At 63.7% G+C, this 21921-nt stretch carries 14 protein-coding genes; 3 read left to right on the forward strand and 11 right to left on the reverse strand.

From position 1 onward, the window contains the following. Window positions 1-180 precede the first annotated feature (180 nt). Entirely contained in the window at window positions 181-345 is a 165-nt protein-coding gene (locus LMTR13_RS06585) for a DUF3309 family protein (RefSeq protein ID WP_065727178.1), read from the reverse strand. 165 nt (window positions 346-510) lie between these two features. On the opposite strand from LMTR13_RS06585, the gene LMTR13_RS06590 reads away from it, so the two are divergent. Continuing rightward, the gene (locus LMTR13_RS06590; RefSeq protein WP_065727179.1) at window positions 511-819 is read left to right on the forward strand and encodes a polyhydroxyalkanoic acid system family protein; all 309 of its coding nucleotides are present in this window, start codon (window positions 511-513) and stop codon (window positions 817-819) included. A gap of 3 nt (window positions 820-822) precedes the next feature. Here the strand turns inward: LMTR13_RS06590 and treY are convergent, their stop codons facing one another. Genes treY through treS form a run of 5 tightly spaced genes read right to left on the reverse strand, consistent with a single transcriptional unit; the run spans window position 823 to window position 12884 of the window. Continuing rightward, entirely contained in the window at window positions 823-3612 is a 2790-nt protein-coding gene (treY, locus tag LMTR13_RS06595) for a malto-oligosyltrehalose synthase (protein ID WP_065727180.1), read from the reverse strand. A gap of 4 nt (window positions 3613-3616) precedes the next feature. Next, window positions 3617-5368, reverse strand: coding sequence for a malto-oligosyltrehalose trehalohydrolase (treZ, locus tag LMTR13_RS06600; RefSeq protein WP_065727181.1), 1752 nt, complete (start codon window positions 5366-5368; stop codon window positions 3617-3619). Beyond that, on the reverse strand, window positions 5365-7440 hold the full coding sequence (gene glgX / locus LMTR13_RS06605; RefSeq protein WP_065727182.1) for a glycogen debranching protein GlgX: 2076 nt from the start codon (window positions 7438-7440) through the stop codon (window positions 5365-5367). Before glgX ends, treZ begins: the two co-directional genes overlap by 4 nt. A 3-nt stretch (window positions 7441-7443) precedes the next feature. After that, entirely contained in the window at window positions 7444-9591 is a 2148-nt protein-coding gene (glgB, locus tag LMTR13_RS06610) for a 1,4-alpha-glucan branching protein GlgB (protein ID WP_065727183.1), read from the reverse strand. Next, the gene (gene treS, locus LMTR13_RS06615; protein ID WP_065732482.1) at window positions 9588-12884 is read right to left on the reverse strand and encodes a maltose alpha-D-glucosyltransferase; all 3297 of its coding nucleotides are present in this window, start codon (window positions 12882-12884) and stop codon (window positions 9588-9590) included. The genes glgB and treS overlap by 4 nt, the downstream gene beginning before the upstream one ends. Before the next feature lie 294 nt (window positions 12885-13178). On the opposite strand from treS, the gene malQ reads away from it, so the two are divergent. Next, window positions 13179-15125: a 4-alpha-glucanotransferase gene (gene malQ, locus LMTR13_RS06620; RefSeq protein WP_065727184.1), complete on the forward strand. Its 1947-nt coding sequence runs from the start codon at window positions 13179-13181 to the stop codon at window positions 15123-15125. A gap of 78 nt (window positions 15126-15203) precedes the next feature. Beyond that, the gene (locus tag LMTR13_RS06625) at window positions 15204-17003 is read left to right on the forward strand and encodes a glycoside hydrolase family 15 protein (RefSeq protein ID WP_065727185.1); all 1800 of its coding nucleotides are present in this window, start codon (window positions 15204-15206) and stop codon (window positions 17001-17003) included. Window positions 17004-17337: 334 nt separating this feature from the next. Here LMTR13_RS06625 and LMTR13_RS06630 read toward each other — a convergent pair whose 3' ends face one another. Genes LMTR13_RS06630 through gnd form a run of 5 tightly spaced genes read right to left on the reverse strand, consistent with a single transcriptional unit; the run spans window position 17338 to window position 21921 of the window. After that, window positions 17338-18141, reverse strand: a complete 804-nt coding sequence (locus LMTR13_RS06630) for a Cof-type HAD-IIB family hydrolase (RefSeq protein ID WP_065727186.1) — start codon at window positions 18139-18141, stop codon at window positions 17338-17340. Beyond that, a complete protein-coding gene (locus LMTR13_RS06635; RefSeq protein ID WP_065727187.1) occupies window positions 18138-18626 on the reverse strand; it encodes a gluconokinase in 489 nt (162 codons plus the stop codon). The genes LMTR13_RS06630 and LMTR13_RS06635 overlap by 4 nt, the downstream gene beginning before the upstream one ends. A 22-nt stretch (window positions 18627-18648) precedes the next feature. After that, the gene (pgl, locus tag LMTR13_RS06640; protein WP_065727188.1) at window positions 18649-19404 is read right to left on the reverse strand and encodes a 6-phosphogluconolactonase; all 756 of its coding nucleotides are present in this window, start codon (window positions 19402-19404) and stop codon (window positions 18649-18651) included. 3 nt (window positions 19405-19407) lie between these two features. Further along, the gene (gene zwf, locus LMTR13_RS06645; protein ID WP_065727189.1) at window positions 19408-20919 is read right to left on the reverse strand and encodes a glucose-6-phosphate dehydrogenase; all 1512 of its coding nucleotides are present in this window, start codon (window positions 20917-20919) and stop codon (window positions 19408-19410) included. Window positions 20920-20925: 6 nt separating this feature from the next. Then, window positions 20926-21921: a phosphogluconate dehydrogenase (NAD(+)-dependent, decarboxylating) gene (gnd, locus tag LMTR13_RS06650; protein WP_065727190.1), complete on the reverse strand. Its 996-nt coding sequence runs from the start codon at window positions 21919-21921 to the stop codon at window positions 20926-20928.

Raw genomic sequence — 21921 nt, forward strand, 5'->3', positions numbered from 1 at the left:
CGCCGCGGCCTCTCGATTGATCGCAACGTCCCTGGAATACTGGATCACCCGCGGGTGATGACAGTCTTCATGATCTTCGTAGGGTGGGCAAAAGCGAAGCGGGCCCACCATTGTCCGTGCAACAAGAAGGGTGGGCACGGCGCTTCCGCACCTTTGCCCACCCTGCGAGTTGCGAGTTTACTAGATCTTCCCGAGCAGCAGCAGGATCAACAGGATCACGATCACCAGACCCAATCCGCCGCCGCCGTAATATCCGGTGCCATAGAACGGGCCGCCACCGATGCCACTGAAACCGCCGAGCAGGGCGATGATGAGAATAATCAGAATGATTGTGCCGATAGACATGAAGCTCTCCTCAGCCCGAAGCGGGGCGTGTGTCTATCCTGCCCATCACTGGGAGTAACAAGTCTGAATCACGAAAGTTCCGGACTGGAGGCAATTGTACAGTCGTCCCTTACCTTCGAACCGCGTACAATTACATGTAGTGAGATCAGGGAGGATTTTTCAGCGATGACCAAACCGCTCGTGGTTTCCATCCCGCATAGTCTGGGCCGCGACGAGGCGATGCGCCGCCTCAAGACAGGATTGACGCGCGCCGCTTCCAGCGTGCCGATGCTAAGCGTCGACGAGGAGCGTTGGGAAGACAACCGCATGATCTTCCGCGTGCGCGCCCTCGGGCAAGGCGCGGCAGGCCATGTCGATGTCGCCGACGATCACGTTCAGGTGGAAGTTGTACTGCCATGGCTGTTGCAGCGCTTTGCCGAGGCGGCCCAGGCGGCGATCCGCAGCCGCGGCCAATTGCTGCTGACCAAGAAGTAGATACTATGTGCGCTTGCGCTCCCGCGCCGATTTGAGCGCGCCGTTGAATCTGGCCTTCAGCGCGGCCACCGGCAGATGTGTCAATAGATCGGACAGACGTAACTGCGTGGCGTCGGCGTCGGAAAAACCCTCGAGCGAATAGCCGCCGATATTCAGCGCTGCGTTATAGGTCTCCGGCCGCGGCCAGCTTCGTCCGTTGTCGGTAAATGGTGCAAACCATCGCGTGACAACCGTGATCGCGGCCTCGCGGCCTCGCCGCCTGGCGAACCCGATAAAATGGCCGCGATGCGCTCCGCTGACTTCCAAAGGCTCGTAATCGCCATCGGTGAATACGTCGGCGAGCTCGGTTCGCAGTTGCAGCAGATGCCGTGTCCAGGCCAGCTTCAGATGACCGCTCGGCCACTTCTCGACCAGCCGATCCCAGTCCGGATTTGCCTGCGCGTCCAGCCGGCCTGCGCGTTCGGCAAAATCGACCGGTCGCCGGTTGTCGGGATCGACCAGCGAAAAATCCCACAGCTCCGTGCCCTGATAGAAATCCGGCACGCCCGGTATCGTCGTCTTCAGCGTGATCTGGCTAAGCGAGTTCAGGGCACCCAGCAGCGACAGTCGCTGCGCGAGCGTCTGCAGGGAATTCAGGAATTCGCTCGACAGCGAGGGATCGAGAATCTTCGCGAGGAAGCCCTTGACACCCGTCTCGTAGGCCGCGTGCGGATTGAGCCAGCTCGTTTCCTGCTTGCCCTCGCGCGCCGCCTTCAGCGCATATTCCTGCATCCGGTCCACGAACGAAGCGTCGTCCGGCTGCCATGCCCCCACCAGCGCCTGATACAGCATGTACTCGAATGTCGCCGACGGTGCGCGCAAATCGTCATCGACGAGCAGATGCTGTGCGTTGAGCAGCTTCCATCGGGCTACCGTGCTGGTCCATTCGCCCGGAATTTCCGAAAGCGCCATGATGCGCGCCCGTGCATCCTCGCCGCGCTTGGTGTCATGCGTTGCGGTTGCCGTCATGCCATGCGGCCATTCCCTGGCGCGCCCCTCCATGATCCCATGGAAGCCGTCAACCGATAACGCCGTTGCGGCGGGATCGCCGCCGACCTCGTTGAGTGCAAGCAGGCGGTGGTAGCGATAGAACGTCGTGTCCTCCAGCGACTTTGCCATCATCGGTCCGGTGAACTGCTGCACCTTCAATGCAAACCGGCGCACCCGCGGCGCGCTGTGGTGCGTACGTCCGGGCCTGATCAGGTCCATTGTCAGCGTGTCGCGCAGAAAATCGAAGATGCCGTCGTCGGCGGCAAACCAGTCGGCGCGCGCCCGTTCGATCGTCCCTGATATCAACTGGCGGTCATGCGCTGACGGGCCCGCCGCCGTCAGGTAGGTGCGGTATACCGGGAAGTGCAGCACGTAGAGTTCGAGCGCCTGCCGCAGGCTGTCGGCGGAGTAGTCGCGGGTGGAGTAATGCCCGCTGGCAATCCGTGCCAGGAGGCGCGTCAGCACGGTGAACTCGCTGGTCAGCAGCGTTTCCAGCACGCGGCGCTTGGCTTCCCGCAGGATCGGTTCGAGTTTCGGCGAAAGGTTGCTGATCTGCCGCCAGATCTCGTCGAGCGGCTCCAGGCCGCTTCCGTCGGTCAGTACATGGGTGATCGCGTTCAGCCACTCATAGCCGGTGGTGCCGTGAACGCCGGCGAACGGCGGCAGCTCTTCGTGCTCGCCGAGAATTTTCTCGACCACCACGTAGAAGGGCCTGCTCCGCCCGCCAAAGCCATCGCGGATCAGCCGGCGCAGGCGCTGGAAATACTGGACGGGATCGCGCAGGCCGTCGATGTGGTCGAGCCGCAGGCCCTGCAGCTTTTCCTCCGCGATCAGTCGTTTGACCAGGCGATGGACCGCCTCGAAGGTGCCGGCGTCCTCGACACGCAAGCCCGCCAGATTGTTGATGTCGAAGAAGCGCCGGTAATTGATGTCGCTGGAAGCGAGCCGCCAGTGGCCGAGCTTGTAGTGCTGGCGTTCGAGCAGATGATGCAGCGCGAGCGTTGCAGCGGCGCGATCAGGTCCAGCGCGATAGGCCGCAAGCCCATGCGCGATGATGTCCACAGCTCCCGCGATGTCTTTCAGTTCGGCCTTGAAGGCAGGTGCTTCCTTGCGATTGGGGCGTCGCGGCCCCTGATAACGGGAGGCCAGCGCAAGCATCGCCCTGCCGGGCGCGCTTTCCTCCGCGTCCGCTTCCTTGACGATCACACGCAGGACTTCGCCGTAGCGTTCCGGCGCGATCGGCAGCCGATGCTCAAAGTACCAGGCCGAAAAACTGCCTTCGCCGGCGTTATAGCGCAATTCGATCTCGCCGTTTTCCAGTGCCTGACCGTAGGACGAGCCGATGATCGGCAGCAGCACACCGCCGCGGGCACGGTATGGCAACTGTTCCCAGTCGATATCGAAGGAGGCCGCGTGCGGGGAGGCGGGCCCCCACTCCAGCATGTCGAGCCACCACGGATTATCGGCACAATGTACGCCGACATGGTTGGGCACGAAATCCAGGATCAGCCCGAGATCATGCTGCCGCAGCATGGCGCTCAGCCGCTCGAAGCCAGCCTCGCCTCCGAGCTCGGGATTGAACTGGGCGTGGTCGATGACGTCGTAGCCGTGTGCGCTGCCCTTGCGGGCGCGCATGAAGGGCGATGCATAGAGATGGGTGATGCCGAGCGCCTTCAGGTAGGGCACCACGGCAGCGGCGGCGTCGAAATCGAAATCCGCCGACAGTTGCAGGCGGTAGGTCGCGATCGGGATCGCCGGGGGCATTTTCCTATCCGATGCGCCAGTGCACCGACCATGGCGGGACGCTATTGCCCAACTCGCTACCCCAGATCGGGGTTCCTGTGGCTTCGCCGTGGCTGACAGCCTTTTCCGACAGGTTGGCGGTGAGGCGAAGCGCGGTGCCATCGCCCATGCGCCAGTCGGCTGTCAGCAATCCGTTGCTCGCCGCCTCTGCTTTCCCAAACGCTGTGCCCGCCAGCCGTGGCACAATCTGCTGCCGCCGCACCTGCAAAAGCTTTCGCACCATGGTCAGGCGCTTCCGTCCCGCCGGAGCGTCGCGGCCATCCCAGTCGAGGACGGCGGAATCGCGGGTCGAAGCAGCAAGCGCGTCGGGGACCTCGTCGCCATATTCTGCATAGGCCCAAGCCAGTTCGACGCGGCGGCCCTTCCGAACCGCGTCGGCGAGCTCGCCGCCGAAATCGCAGAAGAACGGGAAGGGGACTGTCGAGCCCCATTCCTCGCCCATGAACAGCATGGGGATATGAGGCGCAATCAGCAGGATCTGAAGCGCCGCCTCGATCATCCGCGCGTCGGCGTTGCCTTCCAGCCGGTCGCCCAGCGCACGATTGCCGATCTGGTCGTGGTTCTGCAGGAAGTTGATGAAGGCGGTCGGCGCGAGATGGCCGCTCGGCTCGCCTCGCCTGACGCCGCGAAAAGCCGATGGCTCGCCCTGGTAGATGAAACCTGATGACAGCGAGCGGGCGATATCCGATCTCGGCGAACGCTGGTAATCGCCGTAATAGCCCTGCTTCTCGCCGGTCATCAGCACGCGCCAGGCGTGATGGTAATCGTCGTTCCATTGCGCGCGGTATTTGCCGTGTGGCGGGTCCTGGACGGGGTCCAGGATGCTGGCGCGGTTGTCGCCGTTCTCCAGCACCAGGTGAATGTGCCGGCCGGTTTCCGCGGCCAGTTGGCCGGCCTCGGCGCTGATGTCGTGCAGCAGCGACAGCCCGCCCGGCTCGACGATCGAGTTGACGGCATCGAGCCGCAAGCCGTCGAAGCGATAGCCACGCAGCCAGGAGAGCGCGTTCTCGATTGCAAAGGTGCGGACTTGCCTGACGCGATAGTCGATCGCGCTGCCCCAGGGCGTACGCGCTTCGGTGAAGAAGGAGGGCGCATAGCGGCCGAGATAATTCCCCTCGGGCCCGAAATGGTTGTAGACCACGTCGAGCATCACCATCAGCCCACGCAGATGCGCCTCGTCGATCAGCGCCTTGAGATCTTCGGGACGGCCATAGGCGCTGTCGGGTGCGTACCACAAGACGCCGTCATAGCCCCAGTTGCGGGAGCCGGCGAAATCCGCCAGCGGCATCAATTCCAATGCAGTAATGCCGGTCTCGACGAGGTGATCGAGCCGGTCGATCATCGCGCGATAGGTGCCTTCCCGCGTGAAGGTGCCGACATGGGCCTCGACGATGACCGCCTCCTGCCACGGCCGCCCGCGCCAGCTCGCGGCCCGCCACGGATAGGCGTCGTGGTCGATCACTTCGCTCGCGCCGAAAACGTCCTCGGGCTGAAACAGCGAAGCTGGATCGGGGACATCGAGTTCGTCATCGATGCGGAATTTGTAGCGCGCGCCGGCCTTGACACCGGCAATATCGGCCGTGAACCAGCCGTCGTCGCCGCGCCTCATCGCGTGAGGCTGCTCCAGCATCACCTCGACGCGTTGCGCCGCTGGCGCCCACAGCCGAAACCGCGTGCCGTAGTTTGTCAGAAGCGGTCCGAATTGCCGGTCATTCATGCCGCGCCCGCAAAGGCAAGCACCGACCGCGGCGGCGCGCTGGTCTCTGCACCGGAAGCGAATTCAACGAAGCTCTGCGCGGTTTCGGTTGTGTTCAGCACCTGCTGCCATTCCTTGTACTCGGGCATCTCGGGCATTTTGAAACCGATCTCTTCGGGCGCGGCATTCAGCACGATAAAGATCGGCGGCTGACCTTGTTCCAATGGTCCCAGCACATAGGCGAGGAAGCGTCCTTCCGGAAAATTCCAGTCGGCTTCCTGCATCTCTTCGGCCGCCGGCGTCAGCCACAGCACGCCAAAGGAGCCATCCCTGCGCCGCCCGGAAAGCCAGCGTTGGGAGCGGAGTTGCGGGAAGCGCCGGCGCAGCGCGGTCATGTGGCCGACGAAATCGGTGAGGTCGTCGCCTGGCTTGCCGAGCTTCTCCCAGTTGACCCAGCCGATCTCGTTGTCCTGGCAATACGCATTGTTGTTGCCGTTCTGCGAATTGCCGACCTCGTCGCCGGCCAGCAGCAGGGGCGTGCCTTGTGCGAGGAACAGGCAGGCAAGCTGGTTCTTGCGGAGCTGGCGGCGCAGCGCCACGATCGCGGCGTCGGTCGTCGGGCCCTCATGGCCGCAGTTGTTGCTGTGGTTGTCGTTGGAGCCGTCGCGATTATCCTCGCCGTTGGCCTCGTTGTGTTTCTCATTGTAACTGAACAGGTCGGCCAGCGTGAAACCGTCATGCACGGTGATGTGGTTGATGCTGGCACGGGTTGCGCGGTTGTCGTGGTGGAACAGGTCGGATGAGGCGGTCATGCGGCGCGAGACCTCGCCGATCAGGCTGCCTTCGCCGCTCCAATAGCGCCGCATCGCGCTGCGATAGCGGTCGTTCCATTCCGACCATTGCGAGGGAAACGCGCCGACCTGATAGCCGCCCAAGCCGAGGTCCCATGGCTCGGCGACGAGCTTCACGGTTGCCAGCACGGGGTCCTGCCGCACCGCGGTCAGAAACGCGGAATTGCGGTCAAAACCGTTCGGCCCGCGCGCCAGGGTGGTGGCGAGGTCGAAGCGGAAGCCGTCGACGTGGCAGACCTCGACCCAGTAGCGCAGCGAATCCATCACCATCTGCAGCACGCGCGGATGGCTGAGGTTGACGGAGCTGCCGCAGCCGGTGAAGTCGTCATAATAGCGCGGATGCTCTTTGTTGAGCCAGTAATAGGACGCGTTGTCGATGCCGCGGAAACACAGCGTCGGGCCGAGATGGTTGCCCTCGGCGGTGTGGTTGTAGACCACGTCGAGCATCACCTCGATGCCGGCGTCGTGCAGCCGCGCCACCGTGGTGCGGAACGCATCGAGCGCGTTATCCTGCGCATAGCGCGGCTCCGGCGCGAAGAACGCCAGCGTGTTGTAGCCCCAGTAATTCGCCAGCTTTCGCTCCACCAGCACCCGGTCGTCGATCAGGCCGTGGATCGGCAATAGTTCGATGGTGGTGACGCTGAGCCGCTTGAGATGGTCGACCATCGCCGGCGAGCACAGCCCGCCATAGGTGCCGCGCCAGCCCGGCGCCACGTCGCCGCGCCGCTGCGTCAGGCCCTTGACGTGGGCCTCGTAGATGATGGTGTCTTCCCAGGCGATGTTCGGCCGTATCTCGCGGCGGCCCCAGTTGAAGCTCTCGTCGACCACGACGGCCTTCGGCATGCCGCGGGCATTGTCGCGGCGGTCGAACGAAAGATCCTCGCGCGCGCTCCCCGTTCGATAGCCGAAATGCGCGTCGCTCCACACCAGCCGGCCGGCGAGCCGCTTGGCATAGGGATCGAGCAACAGCTTGTTGGCGTTGAAGCGGTGTCCGCGCTCGGGCGCGTAGGGGCCGTGGACGCGATAGCCGTAAAGCTGTCCGGGCGAGACGTCGTTGAGATAGCCGTGCCAGACGTCCTCATTGCGCTCGGGCAGTTCGATCCGCTCGAGTTCGCGGCGGCCATGGCCGTCGAACAGGCAAAGCTCGACCTTCTCCGCATTGGCCGAGAACAGCGCAAAGTTGGTGCCCCTGCCGTCCCAGCTTGCTCCGAGGCGGGCGGGGCTTCCCGCGGACAATCGCATGCGTCAGCTTTCCGGTACGAGAAAGATCGCAGCCAGAGGCGGAATGGTGAGGCTGAGTTCGGGAATGTTGCCTTCCAAGGTGTGGACTTCGCCGACGTTGCCGACATTGCTGCCGCCATAATGCGCAGAGTCGGAATTGAGCGCTTCCCTCCACTTGCCGGCGAATGGCACCCGGACGCGGTAATTGTGATAGACGTTCGGCGAGAAGTTCACGACCACGAGGCAGCGCGCGCGCGCGTCGAAACCCTTGCGCAGCCAGGCAAAGACGTTGCCGCCGGAATCGTGGGTGATGACCCATTCAAATCCCGCCTGGCTGCAATCCATCTGGTGCAGCGCCGGCACGCTGCGATAGAGCCAGTTGAGGTCGCGGATCAGGTTCTGGATGCCGCTGTGGCGGTGCTGCGCCAAAAGGTGCCAGTCGAGCGAATGATCGTGATTCCATTCGCGCTCCTGGCCGAACTCGCAACCCATGAACAAAAGCTTCTTGCCGGGATGGCCGAACATGAAACTGTAGTAGGCACGCAGGTTCGCAAAACGCTGCCACTCGTCGCCGGGCATGCGGCCGAGGATCGATCGCTTGCCATGCACGACTTCGTCATGCGACAGCGGCAGAATGAAATTCTCCGAAAATGCGTAATGTAGCCCGAACAGCACGTCGCCGTGATGGTGCTTCCGGTATATCGGATCCTTGCCGATATATTTCAGCGTGTCGTGCATCCAGCCCATGTTCCATTTGAAGCCGAAGCCGAGCCCGCCATACTCGACCGGCCGCGAGACCTGCGGCCATGCGGTGGATTCCTCCGCGGCCGTGGTGGCTTCCGGAAAATGCCCGAACAGTTCGATGTTGAAGCGGCGCAGGAACTCGATGGCTTCGAGGTTTTCCCGGCCGCCATGCCGGTTCGGGATCCACTCGCCGGCGGGCCGGCTGTAGTCGAGGTAGAGCATCGAGGCGACGGCATCGACGCGCAGCCCGTCGACGCTGTAGCGATCGAGCCAGAACAGCGCGTTGGAGACCAGGAAATTGACCACTTCGGTGCGGCCGTAATTGTAGATCAGCGTGCCCCAGTCGAGATGGCGGCCCTGCATCGGGTGAGCGTGCTCGTAAAGCGCGGTGCCGTCGAAATAACCGAGCCCATGCGGATCGTCGGGAAAATGTCCGGGCACCCAGTCGAGCCATACGCCGAGCCCTTCGCGATGACAGGCATCGACCAGCACAGAAAAATCTTCCGGCGTGCCGAACCGGCTGGTCGGCGCGTACAGGCCGGTCGGCTGATAGCCCCAGGAGCCGTCGAACGGATGTTCGCTGACAGGCAGAAGCTCGAGATGGGTGAAGCCCATATCCTTCGCATAGGCCGGAAGCTGTTCGGCGAGGTCGCGATAGCTCAGCCATTCATTGCCGTTCTTGCGCCGCCAGGAGCCGAGATGAACCTCGTAGATCGAGATCGGCGCCTCCACCGCGTTGATGCCCGACGGCGCCGGGCGTGGACGCGGAATTCTGCTTTCGTCGACCACGATCGAGGCCGTCGAGGGCCGGACTTCCGCCGCAAAGGCCACCGGATCGGATTTCAGCGGCAGACGCCGTCCGTCGGAGCCGGTGATGTCGAACTTGTAGCGGTCGCCGGCGCGGGCGCGGGGCACGAACAGTTCCCAATAGCCGACGCCGCGCACCCGCATCGGATGTCGCCGCGCATTCCAGAAATTGAAATCGCCGACCACGCTGACGCCCTTGGCGTTCGGCGCCAGCACCACGAACGCCACGCCATCGACGCCGTCGAGTGTCATCGGATGGGCGCCGAGCTTGTCGTAGATCCGCCGGTGGGTGCCTTCGCCCAGGAGATAGAGATCGAAGTCGCTGAGCACGGGAGGAAAGCGATAGGGATCGTCGAGATCGACGACATTCTCGCCGAAGCGGGCGCGGAGCTGGTAGCGTTTCGATCCGTTCGGCAGCGCGCCCGCAAACAGCCCGGCATCGTGAATGCGCTGGAGCGGCGCCGTCTCGCCTTGCTCGCCGATCGCTTCCACGTTGGATGCTTCGGGGATCAAGGCGCGCACTACGCTATGCCCGTCTTCGCTGTGCAAGCCGAGGTATCGAAACGGATCGGAATGCTTGCCTTCGATGATCGCATATGCCTCGGCGGGTAGCTTGGTCATGAGGCCTCGAAGGTCGGTTGAGACAACGTTCGTATGATTCCGGTCAAGGGCACGCGTAGCCAGTCCGGTCGATACAACAATTCATGTTCGATTTCGTTCAAAGCCTTCTCGAGCAGGAAGAAGGTCAGGATGCCCTCGGCGGCGCTGGGATCGTTCGGCCACAGCCGTTGATCGGTCATGGCTTCGCTGTAGGCGGCGAAAAACGCGACGGTCGCCCGGTCGCGCCAATCGCCAAGCGCTGCCCCGAGCTTGCCATGCTCGTCGTGGGCCACTTTGAGCGCGCGCTCAAGGGCGGCGGTTGCCGAATAGTCGATCGAGCGGATCAGGCTGGCGACGTCGCGCGCCGCCGGCACCTTGCGCCGGCGTTCGGCGATGGTGCGCCGCGGCGCGCCTTCGAAGTCGACGATGAAGATGTCGTCCTTGACGATCAGCAACTGGCCGAGATCGAGATCGCCATGGCAGCGGATGTTGGCGGCGTCGAGCTCGCGCGGCAGCAGCGTTTCGAGGCGATTGCGCAGAGCCGGCTGCAACGCCAGCACCTGGTCGGCCAACGCCCGGTCGGCGTCTTTCAGCGTATCGCGCCGCTGTCTGAGCGTATCGAAGACGCGTCCTGCGCAGAGCGTCAAATCGTCGATCCAGCGCTCCACGTCGTCGTGGCCGGTCGGCTCCGGCGCAAATTCGGCAAGCTCGCCGTTGCCGGCGAGCGCGACATGCAACTCGGCGACGCGCCGCCCGGCCTGCGACATGTAACGCAGATAGGGGATCTCTTCCTCGCGCTCGCCGGGATGGACGCTCGCCGCCAGCAGGCGCTGCTCCTCGACGAAGCGATCGAGATAGGCCGCACTCACGGTCCAGAGGTCGCCCTGATTGGCGATGAAGGCGTGAACGACGCCGACGGCGCTTTTCTCGTTGCCCTCGACTAGTTCGGCGCTGCCCAGCAGTGCCGGCGCATTGGGAAAGTTGACGACGTCGGTCAGAAAACGCCCCATCTCGATTTCGGGATTGGGACCGGCCTGAAGCGTCCGGTAGATTTTGACGACATAGTCATTGTCCACCAGCGCGGTGCTGCGCGGCTGTTCGGATTCGATGGTGCGGATGTGCTCGGGCTGCCGGATCGGCTTGTCGCCAAAGCGGCCGGTCGGACGAAATTCGAGCCGCAAGCCCTGTTCGCTCTCGTCGACCGTCAGCGATTGCTGCAGATTGCGCAAGAATAGCGCAACGAAGATCTGGTCGGTAGCGACGTCGAGCAACGTTCCCTCGCGCGCGCCCTGGCGAACCGCGGCCAGCGCGTGCGGGTTGTAGCGCTCGCGGTCGAATCGCACCCATTCGATCTGCATCGGCAGCACGTAGCGCGTGGTGACGTTGCGCTGCGTGGCTTCGAAAAAGGCGAGCCACGGCCGGTTGTCGCCGATGTCGCAGAACGGAATGGCTGACGTCAGCTTCGGATGGATCGCTTTGGCCGACCGCTCCGGATACCAGCGGCTGCGCGCCAGATGGCCCGGAAGCACGTCGCGCTCGAACACGCCGCGTTCGCGCGCCAGCGATACCCAGGTCGCGTTCAAGGGCACCACCAGCGTTTCGAACTCGGGCACCGCGCGCTGCGGCACTGGCTCCGATTTGTCGCGCTCCTGCAGCTCGAACCAATAGAAGCCGTAGGGCGACAACGTGATCATGTAAGGCAGCTCGCCGATCGCCGGGAAGCGGGTACGGCCGAGCATTTCCAGCGGGATGCGGTCCTTGAACGCGGAGAGATCCAATTCGGTCGCCTGAGCCGATCGTGACAGGTTGGCGACGCACAGGATGACCTCGTCCCGGTACTGGCGCACATAGCACAGCACCGAGCGGTTTTCCGGGCGGATGAACGTCATGCTGCCGCGGCCGAAAGCGAGGGTGGACTTGCGAACCGCGATCAGCCGCTTGGTAGCAGAGAGCAGCGAGGAGAGGCTGCGCGACTGCGCCTCGACGTTGACGGACTCGTAGCCATAGACCGGGTCCATGATGGTCGGTGCGTAGAGCCTAGCGGGGTCGGCGCGGGAGAAGCCGCCATTGCGGTCCGGCGTCCATTGCATCGGCGTGCGGACGCCGTTGCGGTCGCCGAGATAGATGTTGTCGCCCATGCCGATCTCGTCGCCGTAGTAGATGATCGGCGTGCCCGGGAACGAGAGTAGCAGTGAATTCATCAACTCGATCTTGCGCCGGTCGTTGTCCATCAGCGGCGCCAGCCGCCGGCGGATGCCGACATTGATGCGGGCGCGGGGATCGTTGGCGTAGGTCGACCACAGATAATCGCGCTCGACGTCAGTGACCATTTCCAGCGTCAGCTCGTCATGGTTGCGCAGGAAGAGCGCCCATTGGCAGTTGCTCGGGATGTCCGGCGTCTGGCGCAGGATGTCGGTAATCGGAAAGCGGTCTTCCTGCGCGATCGCCATGTAGATGCGCGGCATCAACGGAAAGTGATAGGCCATGTGGCATTCGTCGCCGCGGCCGAAATATTCCTGCACGTCCTCCGGCCATTGATTGGCCTCGGCCAGCAGCACCTTGCCCTTTGCGTAGGCGTCGAGCTCCTCGCGCAGTCGCTTGATGACGGCGTGGGTCTCCGGCAGGTTCTCGTTGTTGGTGCCGTCGCGCTCGCAGAGATAGGGAATGGCGTCAAGGCGGAAGCCGTCGACCCCGGTGTCGAGCCAGCGCTTCATCACCTGCACCAGCGCGCTCACCACGCGCGGGTTGTCGAAATTCAGATCCGGCTGGTGCGAGAAGAAGCGGTGCCAGTAGAACTGGCCGGCTTCCGGATCCCAGGTCCAGTTCGACTTCTCGGTATCGGTGAAGATGATCCGCGTGCCCTGATATTTCTGGTCGGTATCGCTCCAGACATACCAGTTGCGGGCGCTTGACTTCGGGTCCGAGCGCCGGGCGCGCTTGAACCAGTCGTGCTGGTCGGACGTGTGGTTGATGACAAGTTCGGTGATCACCCGCAGGCCGCGCTTCTTGGCTTCCTGGATGAAGCGCTTGAAATCCTTCATGGTCCCGAAATCGGGATTGATGTCGCCGTAATCGGCGATGTCGTAGCCGTCGTCGCGGCCGGGCGAGGGGTAGAACGGCAATAGCCACAGCGTGGTGACGCCGAGGTCCTGCAGGTACCCCAGTTTCTCGGTCAGCCCGGCAAAGTCGCCGATACCGTCATTGTTGCTGTCGGCGAAGGCCTTGACGTGCAACTGATAAATGATTGCGTCCTTGTACCAGAACTCGTCGGTGACGGCGTCGACGGCGGGCACCTCCTTTGCTTCCAGCAAAATCTCGCCGCCTTTATCCAGCGGATAGGTACCGTCGATAGTAAGGGAGACGCCGGCGTTGGAGCTCTCGGCGGTTTGCGCTTTTTTGTTCACGGTGATGCCATTGCCATGGAAATGACGTCCCCGTTTCGTTTGCAGAAAGGGAGACGTTCCGGACATAGATAGAAAGCCGCTCGCCTCGCTTTGGTTCCAGTGGAACCGTTGGCGGGCCCGAGCGTTAGACACCGTCTATCTCCTTCCTGCAATTAGACAATTTCGCGACATCGGTTTGATGTTTGCGTGCAAAGTACGTGCCGAATGGATCTTTTCGCTAAAGCCAAAGCCCAGGGAATTCAGACCGAATTCCTGGATGGACAGGGTAATCGCCGTGTGACAGACGCGGCCGCCCTCAAAATTATCTTGGATGCCCTGCCGCCGCAGGTGCCGGGGTCGCTGGTCGGCCACCCGGTCGTGGTCCGGTCCGGACGGCCGTCGCGAACCGAACTCCCCACAGCCACGCTCCCAGCGGAGTGGAAAATCGTTGCGGATTCAGGAGTTATCGCCAAGGGCGAGAGCTCGGATCATGCCATCGACTGGCCCAGGGACCTGCCGCTCGGCATCTACCGGCTGCAGTTGAGCGATGCCGCGAGAGTCGAGGATGTGCCGCTGATTTCGGCGCCGGAACGGGCGTTTGGCGGCGAGTTCGACCGCTGCTGGCTGCTCGCGGCCCAGCTTTACGGCGTCCGCTCGGCGCGCAATTGGGGCATGGGCGACTTCACCGACCTCGCAAGCCTGATCGAACTCGCCGACCATCTCGGGGCCGACGGTGTCGGTCTCAATCCGCTGCACGCCCTGTTCGACGATCGGCCGGGCGATTGCAGTCCGTACTCGCCAAACAGCCGGCTGTTTCTCAACGCGCTCTACATCGACGTTGAAAAGCTTCCCGAATTTCAGCTCGATTCCGAAACGAGCGAGGCGCTGGCGCCGTTGCGGGCAGGCGACGTCGTCGATTATGTCGGCGTCGCCGGTTTGAAGTGGCGCGCGCTTCGCTCGGCCTTTGCTGCCTTCAAGGCCAATGCCAAGCCGGCCCGCCAACAGGATTTCGACAAATTCCGCTCCGAGTGCGGTACCTTGCTGTCGCATTTTGCCTGCTTCGAGGTACTCCGGCACAAATTCGGCAAGCCGTGGTGGGAATGGCCGGACGAGTGGCGGCAGCCGGACGACGCCAGATGCGCCGCATTGCGCGAGGGCGCGGACGCCGCTGAAATCGAATTCGTCGAGTTCGTGCAATGGACCGCGGACCGGCAGCTCGGCGCGGCCAGCGATCTGGCGAAAAAGCTCGGCATGAAGGTCGGGCTCTATCTCGACGTCGCGGTCGGCGTGCAGGCCGACGGGTTCGACGCCTGGAACGAACAGGTCGCGATCTCCCGCCATCTCGGCGTCGGCGCGCCGCCCGATCCGCTCAACACCGCCGGCCAGACCTGGGGCCTCGCCGGCTTCAATGCCGTTGGCCTGGTGCAGCAATCCTTTGCGCCGTACCGCGACATGCTGCGCGCCGCGATGCGGCATGCCGGCGCAATCCGACTCGACCATGTACTCGGGTTGAAGCGGCTCTATCTGGTGCCGCAAGGCTTCACCGCACGCGACGGCGTCTATGTGCAGATGCCGTTCGAGGCGCTGCTCGCGGTGACCGCGCTGGAAAGCCTCGCGCAGCGCTGCGTCGTGATCGGCGAAGACCTCGGCACCGTGCCGGAAGGATTTCGCGACCAGATCGCCGATTGGGGCATCTGGTCGTATCTCGTGATGATGTTCGAGCGCGACGACCACGGATCGTTCCGCAACATCGATCATTATTTGACCAACGCGCTCGTTACCTTCAACACTCACGATCTGTCGACCTATGCCGGCTGGCGCTCGTTCGGCGATCTCAAGCTGAAGCGCTCGCTCGGGATCGATCCGGGCGAGAGCGATGAGGCGCGCTGGCATGGGCTTGCCATGCTGGACGACGTGCTGCGGCATCACGCCATCTACCGCAACGATCTCTATTCGGTCGCGAATTTCCTGGCGCGGACCAAATCGCGGCTGCTCGCGGTCTCGCTGGAGGATCTGCTCGGGGTAGTCGATCAGCCCAATATCCCCGGCACTGTCAACGAGCATCCGAACTGGCGGCAGCGGCTTCCGGTACCGATCGAGGAGATGACGTCCACGGTCGACGTCGCCGCACTCAAGGCAGCAACCCATGAGCGGTCGCGCGCCGCGATCTGACGAGATCATGTTCGAGGACGAAGGTAGAGCGGGATGACAGTTGGAAAAAATGCCATCCCGCTCCAGTGGTGAATCACCTTGTCGTGCCAGATCGAAGACTACGGGCTGATCGGCGACTGCGAGACCGCGGCGCTGGTCGGCCGTGACGGATCGATCGACTGGCTGTGCTGGCCGGCGTTCGATTCCGACGCGTGCTTTGCAGCCCTTCTCGGCAGCCACAAGCACGGCCGCTGGCTGATCGCACCGGTCGAGGAGATCACCGGCACCTCGCGCAACTATTGGGGCGACACCCTGATCCTGCAGACGCGGTTCGAGACCGCCGACGGCGCGGTCGAGCTGATCGACTTCATGCCGCCGCGCGGCAACGCCTCCGACGTAGTGCGGCTGGTGCGCGGCCTTCGCGGCCGGGTCAGGATGCACATGCAGCTTGTCATCCGCTTCGGCTTCGGTACCGACATTCCCTGGGTCAAGAAGAGCGAGGACGGCTCCGCGCTGCTCGCGATTTGCGGGCAGGACATGACGGTGTTGCGCACGCCGGTGGAAACCCGCGGTGAGGACCTGACGACGGTCGCCGATTTCGAGGTCGGCGAGGGCGATACCGTCCCCTTCGTGCTCACCTACGGCCCTTCGCATCTGCCGGTGCCCAAGCCGATCGATCCTGCCTATGCCTTGCACGATACCGAAGCGTTCTGGACCGAGTGGAGCAACCGTTGCACCTATGAGGGCGAATACCGCGCTCTCGTGATGCGTTCATTGATCACGCTGAAGGCGCAGACCTATGCGCCGACCGGCGGCATCGTCGCTGCGCCGACGACCTCGCTGCCGGAAAAGCTCGGCGGCGCCAGGAATTGGGATTATCGCTTCTGTTGGCTGCGCGACGCTACCTTCACGCTGCTGGCGCTGATGAACTCGGGCTATACCGAGGAGGCTTCCGCCTGGCACCATTGGTTGCTACGGGCGGCGGCGGGTTCTCCCGCCAACATGCAAATCATGTACGGCATCATGGGCCAGCGGCGTCTTTTGGAATGGGAGGCCACGTGGCTGCCGGGCTATGAAGGCGCAAAGCCGGTACGGGTCGGCAATGCCGCGCATGCGCAACTGCAGCTCGACGTCTACGGTGAATTGATCGATGCCTTCCACCAGTGGCGTGTGGCCAAGCTCGAAATGGATGAGACGAGCTGGGCGATGGAATGCGCCGTTCTGCAGCACCTCGCCGGACGGTGGGACCAGCCGGATCATGGCATCTGGGAGCGCCGCGGCGCGGGCAGGCATTATGTCTCGTCGAAGGTCATGACCTGGGTCGCGTTCGACCGCGGCATCAAGAGCGCAGAGATGTTCGGCTTCAAGGCGCCGCTGGTAAAGTGGCGGGTGCTACGCGACGCCATTCATCAAGACGTCTGCGCCAGGGGATTTGATCCCGAACTGAACTCCTTCGTCGAGTCCTACGGCTCAAAGATGCTCGATGCATCCATCCTGTTGCTGCCGTCGGTGGGGTTCCTGCCGCCTGAAGATCCCCGCGTGCGCGGCACGTTGGAGGCGACGGAACGGCATCTGATGCGCGACGGCTTCGTGCTGCGGCACGATCCCCGTGAAGCGGAGAAGCAGCCGGCCGAAGGCGCGTTCCTTGCCTGCACGCTGTGGCTGGCGGATGCCTATGTTCTGGCGGGTGAGTTCGCCAAGGCACAAGACTTGTTTGACCGTGTGGTCGCCATCGCCAACGACCTCGGCCTCCTGGCCGAGGAGTACGATACGGCGGCCCGTCGCCAGACCGGCAATTTCCCGCAGGCGCTGACGCATATCGCGCTGATCAACACTGCGCAGAACCTCAGCGCCGCCAAGATCCCGTCCGAGAAACCGGCGGTGCAGCGGTCTAAATAGCGGTCGAAGTCGGGTGGGCAAAGGCGCGCAGCGCCGTGCCCACCATCTCATGCTTTGTTCGAAAATGGTGGGCACGCTTCGCTTTGCCTACCCTACAATTCCGTCGCAATGAGTAAGGCCGCGCGGCCGCGGCCAGGCGTCGCGCGAGCCGGCACCCGTCTTCGCCGCGGCAGGCTGGGGCTGGGGGAGCCTGTCCTTCATGGGAGGAGACGGCGGTCGGGCACCGGCTCGCGCTTGCCGATCGTGCCGGCCGACAGAAACGGATTCGCCGCGCGAAGACTTTGAGAGTTGCTCGATTTATCCTTCAGGCGGGCTTGATACGCCGGCTCTTGCCCTATCCGAGCCGCAGCACGGTCTCGATCGCCACGGCAAAGCCGTCGCGCTCGTTGCTGTCGGTCACATGCGTCGCGTGCCGCTTGATGCCGTCGGCCGCGTTGCCCATCGCAAACGAAACGCCGCTTCGGGCAAACATCGGAAGGTCGTTCTCCATGTCGCCGATGGTCGCGACCGCCGCCGCTGAAATGCCGAGCCGGCTGATCATGGCGTCCACGAAGGTGCCCTTGTCGTGACCGGGCGGCGTGACGTCGAGATAATAAGTCTGCGAGCGGACCGCGACGGCCTCCCGGCCGAGCGCCTCCCGCATTGCCACCTCGCAGCGCTGCAACCGCTCAGCATCGGAACTGGCGCCGACGATCTTGCAGGTCTCCGCCAGATGCGGCGTGAAGTCGGTGACGATGGTCGGATTGGCCTTGATGGCCAGCTTCTCGTGCGGGACGTACTCGCCGTCGGGATTGCGCGTGTACCAGCGCTGATTGGTGAACAGCCAGATGTCCACGCCGAAGGCATTGAGCACGTCGAGGCTGCGCTGGGCCACGGTTGCGCCGATCAGATACTGCTCGATCGGTTTGAGCCCGGCATCAACGATCGAGCTGCCGTTGAAGGCGCCGACCGGAAGCGTGATCGAAAGCGACTCGATCAGAAAACCCATGCCGATGGTCGGCCGGCTGGAGACGATGGTGAAGCCGATGCCGGCCGCATGCAGCTTGCGCACGGCTGCCTTGGCGCCCTCTGTCAGGACCTTGTCGTGTGTCAACAGGGTGCCATCGACGTCGGAAACAACGAGCGCGATTCGTGTCATTGGGGGACCAGGTTCAATTGACAGACGATGTCATCCACGATGATCTCGACAGGGGCATCGATCGATACAATGATCGGCCGCTCGCCGGCGCCCGGCGGCTCCAGTGTCCTGAACTGGCTGGCGAGCAGGCCCGGCGGCATGAAATGGCCCTTGCGGGCGGCAAGCCGCTCGGCGATCAGATCCTGCGTTCCGTCGAGAAAGACGATCCGGACGTCGTCGCGGCCGTGTACGAGGATATCGCGATAGGCGCGCTTCAACGCCGAGCAGGCGATCACGGCATGCTCGCCGGACGCCGCGAGGCGGTCGATCTCGTCGGCGATCGCCCGCAGCCACGGCCAGCGGTCCTGGTCGGTGAGCGGATGGCCGGCGCTCATCTTCGCAACGTTGGCCGGCGGGTGAAACCGGTCGCCGTCCTCGTAGCGCCAGCCGAGGCGTCTGGCGAGATGATCGGCGATGGTGCTCTTGCCCGAGCCGGAAACCCCCATCACCACCAGCGCGCAAGGAGTCCTATCGCCCACCAAAACCCTCCGGAAGCGCTTCCCGGTCCACCAGCCAGATCGTCTCGCCGGCGGATCGCGCGCTGTTGGCGGGCAGATTCTCGCGTGCAAACAGGCGCGTCAAGATCGCACGCTTGGTCCCGCCTGCGACGACGAACAGCATTTCGCGGCAGGAGGCAAGGGTGGGCAGCGTGAGGGTGATCCGCGGGACGAACGGCTCGACATGCGCGCGTGGCACGCCGACCACCCAGCGCGCTGTCTCATCGAGCGCGGGATCGCCGGGAAACAGCGATGCGGTGTGGCCGTCGGGACCTACACCCATCAACACGAGATCGAACAAGGGGCGGCTTTGATCGAGCGTGTCTGCTCCAAAGAACGAGTGCAATTCCCGCTCGTAAAGCGCGGCGCAGCGGTCGGGATCGGTCGGGTCGGCGGTCGCGGTCGGAATCGGATGGATGTTCGCCGCCGGCGCGCATCGGTCCAGGAAAGCCGCCCGCGCCATGCCCATATTGTTGAGCGGATCGTCCGCCGGCACGAAGCGCTCGTCGCCGATGAACCAGTGCACGCGCTGCCACGGGATCCGGCTGCGATAGGGATCGGTTGCGAGCAATTGATAAAGCTCCTTGGGGCTCGATCCGCCGGTCAGGCAAACCGCCACGCGGCCGCTATTGGCCTCGATCCTGGCGAGCACGCGTTCGGCCGCGGCTTCGGCCAGTGCGGCCGGATCGGCGACCGCAATCACGCGGCGATTGTCGTTCGCTGTCATTGCTCACCCGAGCTTTCGCCAGCTTCGGCCGTCGCGGGTCAACAGTTCGTTCGCTTCCTGCGGTCCTTCGCTGCCGGCCTTGTAGGTCTTCAACCCCTCGGCCTCCGCCTTCTTCCAGGCATCGAGGAACGGCTGCACCGCCTTCCAACCGGCCTCGACGCTGTCGGCGCGCTGGAACAGGATGTTGTCGCCGATCATGCAGTCGTAGATCAGCGTCTCGTAGCCGGTCGAAGGCTCCGCCTTGAAATAGTCCTTGTAGCGAAACTTCATCTCCACGCCGTCGATAAGGATCGAGGGGCCGGGCACCTTGGTGTTGAACTGCAGCGCGATGCCTTCGTTCGGTGCGACGCCGATCACGAGAAAGTTCTGCGCCAGCCGTTCCACCGGCGTGCAGTTGAACATCGCGAACGGCGCCTGCTTGAACTTGATCGCGACTTCGGTGCGCTTGACGCCGAGTGCCTTGCCGGTACGCAAGTAGAAGGGAACGCCGGCCCAGCGCCAGTTGTCGATCATCAGTTTCAGCGCCACATAAGTTTCGGTCGTACTGCCGCGTGCGACGTCTTCGATCTTGCGGTAGTCGGCAATCTCGCTGTCGCCGATCCGGCCGGCCAGATACTGGCCGCGTACCGAATTCCGCAGCGCCTCGGCCTCGCTCTGGCCCTGGATCGCGGCCAATACGTCCGCCTTCTCAGCGCGTACCGAATGCGCATCGAACCGGATCGGCGGCTCCATCGCGACCAGCGAAAGCAGTTGAAAAAGATGGTTCGGCACCATGTCGCGCAGCGCGCCGGTTTGGTCATAGAAGCTGCCGCGGTGGCCGACGCCGAGCTGTTCATCGACCGTGATCTGGACATGATCGATATGGTTGCGGTTCCAGATCGGCTCGAACATGCCGTTGGCAAAGCGCAGCACCAAAATGTTCTGCACCGTCTCCTTGCCGAGATAGTGATCGATCCGGTAGATCTCGTGCTCATCGACGAGTTTGAGCAATTCGCCGTTCAGCGCCTTGGCGGAAGCGAGGTCGGTGCCGAACGGCTTTTCCACCACCAGCCGCCGCCACGCGCCGTTCTCGGCCAGCATGCCGGTACGGCCAAGCTCGCGGCTGATCGGCAGGAAGGCATTGGGTGGGGTCGCCAGGTAGAACAGCCGGTTGCCGCCGGTGTTTCGCGCGGCTTCCAGCTCGCCGAGCTGTTTGCTCATCGCGTCGAACGAAGCCGGATCCTTCGGATCGGCTTCGATGCAGGTGAGGCAGTCCAGGAGACGCCCCGAAATCGCCTCGTCCACCGGCCGGGTCGCGAACTGGCTAAGGCCCTTCAGCAGGCTCTGGCGCAGTTTGTCGCTCGTCATGCCCTTGCGCGCGACGCCGACCAGGCAGAACCGGTCCGGCAGGAGATCGCTGGCGGCGAGATTATAGAGGGCAGGGACGACCAGCCGGTGCGTGAGGTCGCCGGTCACGCCGAAGATGACGAAGGAACAGGGATCGGGCTTCTTCTGTGTTGTTTGACCGACCGCCATGACCGCTCACGCCTTCGAAGTGGGTTTCTTCGGCGGCTCCTTGTGGCCGCCGAAGCCGGCTCGCATCGCCGAAAGGATCTTTTCCGCAAAGGTGTGATCCTTGCGCGAACGGAAGCGTGCGTAGAGCGCCGCCGTCAGCACTTCGGCCGGTACGGCCTCGTCAATCGCCGCGTTGACGGTCCAGCGGCCTTCGCCGGAATCTTCGACAAAGCCGGAGTAGTTATCCAGCGTCTGGTTTTCCGCGAGCGCGGAAGCGGTGAGATCGAGCAGCCAGGAGGGGATCACGCTACCGCGCCGCCACACCTCGGCAATGTCGGCCATGTCGAACTCGAAACGATGCTCCGGCGGCAGCGCGTCGATGTTGGCGTTCTTCAGGATATCAAACCCTTCGGCATAGGCCTGCATCAGGCCGTATTCGATGCCGTTGTGGATCATCTTGACGAAATGTCCGGCACCGGACGGACCGGCGTGGATGTAGCCCTGCTCGACGCGCGGATCGCGGCCTTCGCGCCCTGGCGTGCGCGGAATGTCGCCCACGCCCGGCGCCAGTGTCCTGAAGATCGGATCGAGCCGGTCGACCACCGCCTTGTCGCCGCCGATCATCATGCAATAGCCGCGTTCGATGCCCCAGACGCCGCCGCTGGTGCCGACGTCGAGGTAGTGCAGGCCTTTCGCCTTCAGCGCCGCGCCGCGGCGGACGTCATCCTGCCAGAACGTGTTGCCGCCATCGATGATGGCGTCGCCCGCCTGCATCAGCTTTGCCAGCGCCTCGATGGTCGTCTCGGTGATCTTGCCTGCCGGGAGCATCACCCAGGCCGTGCGCGGCCTGTCGAGCTTGGCCACGAAGTCTTCCAGCGTGTCAGCGCCGATCGCGCCTTCCGTCGCCAGCGCGCCGATCGCCTTGGCGTCCTTGTCGTAGACCACGGCGGTGTGGCCGTTCTTGATCAGTCGGCGGACGATGTTGCCGCCCATCCGGCCGAGGCCGATCATGCCGAGTTGCAT

Source organism: Bradyrhizobium icense (genome assembly GCF_001693385.1).
GTDB lineage: Bacteria > Pseudomonadota > Alphaproteobacteria > Rhizobiales > Xanthobacteraceae > Bradyrhizobium > Bradyrhizobium icense.